Here is a 3,966-nt window from a genome sequence, read left to right on the forward strand (position 1 = left end):
GTGAATGATGTCCGGAGCCCCACCGATCTGCGCCAGGTTATTGGTCACCTGGATTCCGTTTGCATGCAGCTCCTCCGCAATAGCCCCAAGCTTCCCAGCAAAGACGATCGGCGTGTGTCCCGCACGTGCAAAGGCGCGGGCGAGATCCCGGACCACCACCTCCGTGCCGGTGTAGGTCTCGAAGATGGCGTTGGTGATAAGGATCTTCACCGGGAAGGCTTCAACTCCCTGACCTTTTAGTTCTGGTCAACATAGTCACGCAGGCCGCGGAAGATTGGAAGGATGTGGTCCTTGTATCGCAAAACATGCGTATATTTGCCATCTGACACACGCTGTTCTCCCCTTAGCTCATAACCCGGCTTATAGTCTTCCAGTGCGATCGTCCATCCTGTCGAAGGCACGAGCGTCTCATTGCGGAAGTACTCGATCCCCTTGCATGCAAGGGCCCTATCAACTTCATCCCGCAACTCGACGTAGCAACGGGCTGCCTCGACCTTGTCATAAAGACAGGCATCGTCCAGTTCGAGGTGGATTGCCTCGTCTGCCTTTTGGGAAGGGGCGCAGCCCTCCCACTCTGTCAGGCAAAATGAGTATCGCCGGATCGCGCGACGCGTCCGTTTCCGTACCAGTTCCACGGCCGCCTCTGTTAACTCAAAGCAGATATCGTGCGTTGGGTTATAGCCTTCGCTGGCATCGCTTACGACTACCTCGATCTGTGCGTCGGTTAATGCGGTAGCAATGGATTCAACAACCTCGCACAGCGGTTCCAGTGAACCAGAGAGCATCATCTCGTAGATGGCCTGGTCCGTAAACCGTCCATAGACCGTTCCGATCGGAGCCCTTAGCCCCTCCAGGATTTTGGTTGTTGCGTCCAGACGGCTTACTCCCGAAGTTCCCGAGCCATCTGTGATGACAAAGGTGAGAGGGCGAACGGAACGTGTCCATCCATAGACCCGAAGTTCATGGCCGGGATGGCCAAGGATCAAAGCAGCGGAGGCCTTCGGTTGAAAGCGGAGCGTATGCGGCATTTTTAAAACGTGAACCCTGAAAGCGTTGCCATGTGGGCAGCCGGATCCCGGCGGCGAGACCAGGCTGCAGACAATAAATGGAGCTGTGTGATTCGTTCGAACAGACCCCAAAAATAAATGGATGCTCTTTAAGCATATCGCGGGCATTTGTTAGAGCTTATTTCTCCTACTCCAAAGTGTGGCCTCCCTTCCTTTCCTAAGGGGCTTCCCCGGAACCTTCGGTGCGAGTAGTTTGGAAGGCGCTGGGCTCCTGTCTCTCATCCTGAATTGAACGAATCTGGAGGGTGTGCCGATGCTGATCGTCGTCCTATTTCTATTTGGTTTTGTCTCTGGCCTGCGTGCTTTAACGTCCCCGGCGGGCGCAAGCTGGGCAGCGCATCTGGGGCTGCTTACCGTAACCGGGACTTCGTTTGCCTTCATGGGATCGAAGTGGACGGTACTGATTTTCACGGTGCTGGCCATCGGCGAGCTGATTAACGACAAGCTGCCGAAGACGCCGAGCCGTAAGGTGCCGCCGCAGTTCATTGCCCGCATCGTGATGGGCGCCCTGGCCGGCGGAACCGCCGGTGCGGCCCACAGCGTGCTCGCTTACGGTGTGATTCTGGGTATCCTTGGAGCTGTTGCCGGAACCTATGGCGGCGCATGGCTGCGGGCAAAACTGACCGAAGTGACGAAGTCCGCGATCGGTGCGGCGTTGCTGGAAGACGCTCTCGCCATTGTGCTGGTGGTTACCGCAATCCGGGGGGGTGCATGACCGAACGCTATGACGCCATAATCATCGGGGCCGGCCAGGCCGGCCCGGCTCTCGCCGCACGCCTGAACGCCGCAGGACAGACCGTGGCGCTGATCGAGCGCAAGCTCGTCGGCGGAACCTGCGTGAATGTCGGCTGCACGCCCACCAAGGCGATGGTGGCATCGGCATACGCGGCCCATATCGCCCGCCGCGGAAACGACTATGGCGTCAGGCTGGATGGGGCGGTGCGGGTCGACCTGGAGACCGTAATGGCCAGGAAAAACGGCATCGTCGAAGCCTCGCGCAAGGGACTCCTCTCCTGGATCGGCAGCATGGAACGCTGCACGTTGATCCAGGGGCAGGCGGTCTTTGAATCACCGACGACTGTCCGTGTAGGGGACCGTCTCCTGGAAGGCGCCCGCATCTTTCTGAACGTAGGCGTGAAGATTCGAGCTCCGAGCTTCAAGCCATTATGGAGGCGGAGGGGGTCCGGTTCCGGACCCACGCCAACTGCATTCAGTTGCACAAGAGCGAGCGTGGCATCAAGGTATCGCTCGACTGTGAGCACGGAGAGCCGGAAGTGGAAGCATCGCACGTTCTGTTAGCTACCGGGCGCAGACCCAATACGGACGATCTCAATCTGCAGGCAGCCGGCGTGCAGATGGATGCTCACGGATTCGTGGTCACCGATGAGCATCTCCGCACCGCCAGCCCAACCGTATGGGCGATGGGAGACTGTAACGGACGCGGAGCTTTCACGCATACGTCCTGGAACGACTACGAGATTGTCGCCGATAACCTGCTCGACGGCGGTACTCGCTCCGCCGCGGACCGTATTCCGGCCTATGCGCTCTTCAGCGATCCCCCGCTGGCGCATATCGGAATGACGGAAACCGAAGTGCGGCAAAGCGGAAAACCCGCCTTGATCGGCAAACGCCCGATGTCCCGTGTGGGGCGCGCGGTGGAAAAGGGAGAGTCTGCCGGCTTCATGAAAGTGATGGTTGACGCGGAGTCGCGCCGCATTCTGGGAGCGACGATTCTCGGCGTCGGCGGCGATGAGGCAATTCATTGCCTGTTGACCTGCATGTACTCACGGCAGACCTACGATCTTGTCGCCAGGTCAGTGCATATCCATCCCACGGTCTCTGAACTGCTCCCCACCATGCTGCAGGAGCTCAAGCCTCTGGCGTAGCGGTCGCGATTTTCCATTCCACCAACCCTTTCGGGTGTGGCGCACCGCATTGCGGCGAGTGATATCGTTTCTCTACTGCTATATCCCCCCAGGGAGGGCTGCTTATGAACTCCCCGATCCGTGTACTCACTGTCGACGACCATCCTTTGATGAGGGATGGTATTGCCTTCATCATGCAGAAGGCGCCTGACATGGAGCTTGTGGCCGAAGCGACGAACGGAGCCGAGGCCGTAGTTGCGTACCGTAAGCACCGTCCGGATGTCACGCTGATGGATCTGCAGATGCCCGTAATGAACGGCATCGAGGCGATTCAGGCGATCCGGCAGGAGTTTCCCAAAGCGCGCATCGTCGTGCTGACAACTTATTCCGGCGATGTGCACGCAACCCGAGCCCTGCAGGCCGGCGCCATGGGCTTCATCCTGAAGGGCATGCTCGGCACCGAGCTGATCGACACCATCCGCGCGGCACATCAGGGACGCAAGCGCATCTCGGATGAGATCGCTCACGGCATGGCAGAGCATCTGGGCTCGGAGTCGCTCTCCACACGCGAGCTCCAGGTACTGCAGGCTGTCGCCTCCGGCTGCTCGAACAAGATCGTCGCCGACCGCCTCAGCATCTCTGAGGATACGGTGAAGGGCCACATGAAGAATGTGCTGGCGAAGCTGCAGGCCAACGACCGCACGCATGCCGTGCTCATCGCATTGAAACGCGGAATTCTGGAAGCTTAAACCGTCAGTCTGGCGAGGCTATACTCTCGTTGCCCCATTCTTTGTCGCAGACAAAGGGTGGGGTCCCCGGCGAACTTGTTCGCTGGGGTGACAAGGGTGGGGTATGCGTTGTGCGCGACCGTTTTCGTACCCCAACCCGGGTGCCTGTAGGAGGTCAAGAGGTTGTTGACATCTGGAGCCTGCTGATGGGCGGGCGTAGGTTGAGGCTAGCATGAGGTCTTTGTTGGTTGTAGAAGTCTGTCCAAGGGGCGAGTTGGGTGTCTCTTTGTTCTGAGTTTTCCCAGT

The 3,966-nt window shown here is 59.0% G+C and carries 6 protein-coding genes and 1 pseudogene; 4 read left to right on the forward strand and 3 right to left on the reverse strand.

The annotated features are described in order from the left end of the window. Positions 1-210 (reverse strand): hypothetical protein (locus AB4043_RS23170; protein WP_442308226.1); only part of this gene is annotated, 210 nt, incomplete at its 3' end. Positions 211-236: 26 nt separating this feature from the next. Further along, positions 237-1,028, reverse strand: coding sequence for a hypothetical protein (locus tag AB4043_RS23175; RefSeq protein ID WP_442303318.1), 792 nt, complete (start codon positions 1,026-1,028; stop codon positions 237-239). A 292-nt stretch (positions 1,029-1,320) separates the two neighbouring features. On the opposite strand from AB4043_RS23175, the gene AB4043_RS23180 reads away from it, so the two are divergent. The 4 genes and pseudogenes from AB4043_RS23180 to AB4043_RS23195 all read left to right on the forward strand — a co-directional run bounded on the left by AB4043_RS23180 (position 1,321) and on the right by AB4043_RS23195 (position 3,681). Next, the gene (locus AB4043_RS23180; protein WP_442303319.1) at positions 1,321-1,782 is read left to right on the forward strand and encodes a DUF4126 family protein; all 462 of its coding nucleotides are present in this window, start codon (positions 1,321-1,323) and stop codon (positions 1,780-1,782) included. Then, positions 1,779-2,116: pseudogene (locus tag AB4043_RS23185) on the forward strand (FAD-dependent oxidoreductase); the annotation flags it as partial. The gene AB4043_RS23180 and the pseudogene AB4043_RS23185, both read left to right, overlap by 4 nt. Positions 2,117-2,233: 117 nt before the next feature. Continuing rightward, positions 2,234-2,953 carry an FAD-dependent oxidoreductase gene (locus AB4043_RS23190; protein ID WP_442308227.1) on the forward strand — a complete coding sequence of 240 codons (720 nt, stop codon included), beginning with the start codon at positions 2,234-2,236 and terminating at the stop codon, positions 2,951-2,953. 104 nt (positions 2,954-3,057) lie between these two features. Next, a complete protein-coding gene (locus tag AB4043_RS23195) occupies positions 3,058-3,681 on the forward strand; it encodes a response regulator (RefSeq protein WP_442303321.1) in 624 nt (207 codons plus the stop codon). Between the two features lie 154 nt (positions 3,682-3,835). On the opposite strand, the gene AB4043_RS23200 is transcribed toward AB4043_RS23195, so the two are convergent. Beyond that, positions 3,836-3,966, reverse strand: a 131-nt coding sequence (locus tag AB4043_RS23200) for an integrase core domain-containing protein (protein ID WP_442301167.1), incomplete at its 5' end; no start/stop codon positions are given.

Origin of the sequence: Terriglobus sp. YAF25 (genome assembly GCF_052113305.1) — a bacterium.
In the GTDB taxonomy this organism is placed as follows: Bacteria; Acidobacteriota; Terriglobia; order Terriglobales; family Acidobacteriaceae; genus Terriglobus.